Source organism: Pseudomonas sp. CH235 (assembly GCF_004368175.1).
Taxonomy (GTDB): domain Bacteria; phylum Pseudomonadota; class Gammaproteobacteria; order Pseudomonadales; family Pseudomonadaceae; genus Aquipseudomonas; species Aquipseudomonas paraglycinae.
This window is the reverse complement of record NZ_RRZJ01000072.1, coordinates 1-840: the sequence shown is the minus strand read 5'-3', so window position 1 is coordinate 840 and position 840 is coordinate 1. Positions and strand designations below refer to the sequence as shown.

The 840-nt window shown below is 61.5% G+C and carries 1 protein-coding gene; it reads right to left on the bottom strand.

Annotated features, from left to right (window positions below; genetic code table 11):
* Positions 1-840, bottom strand: an 840-nt coding sequence (locus tag EIY71_RS28475) for an Ig-like domain-containing protein (RefSeq protein ID WP_218568804.1), incomplete at both ends; no start/stop codon positions are given.

The window sequence follows — 840 nt, the reverse complement described above, 5'->3', positions numbered from 1 at the left end:
CGTCGACGATGTTCACGTCCAGCGTCGCATTGGCGGTGGTGCCGTTGTCATCGACCACGGTCACGGCGAACTGCTCGTTGAGCACGTTGGCGCCGTTGGCATTCGGGTGCGCTTCGTTGTCGACCAGGGTGTAGCTGTAGCTGACAACGCCGGTTGCAGCGTTGAAACCGGTGATGGTTAGCGTGCTGCCCAACGGGGTGACGGTTGATTGCGGGAAGCCTGCTGCCACGCCGTTGGTGACCACGGCAATGCCGCCGATGGTCAGCGTAGTGACGCCGTCCAGTGCGGTGATGGTGAAGGTGCCGCTTTGGGTCAGGGCTGGCGCATCGGGGCTGCTGCCGTCGCCGAGATTTTTCTCGTAGACGGTGAGTTCACCACCATTCACGTCGAGGCCGTTGATGATCACTGGATCGTCGTTGTTGTGGATTTGCAGCACCAGGTTGGCGGTGCTGGTGTCGCCGTCGGCATCGGTGATGGTGTAGGTGAAGGTTTCAGTGCCGTTGCCGCCGCCGTGCAGGTTTTTGAAGTCCGCATCACTGGTATTCAGCGTGTAGGTGTAAGTGCCGTTGGCGTTCAGCACCAACGTGCCGTAAGTACCGGTGAAAGTGCCGGCGGTGATCGGGCCGGCGTTTTCGCCGACAGGCACGCGGTCAGCGCCTTGCACGTCGTTGGTCAGGACGTTGCCACTCAGCGTGAGATTGGTTTCCGACGCGGTGCCGGCGTTGCTGTCGTCCACGCCTTTTGGCAGGTCGTCGACGATGTTCACGTCCAGCGTCGCATTGGCGGTGGTGCCGTTGTCATCGACCACGGTCACGGCGAACTGCTCGTTGAGCACGTTGG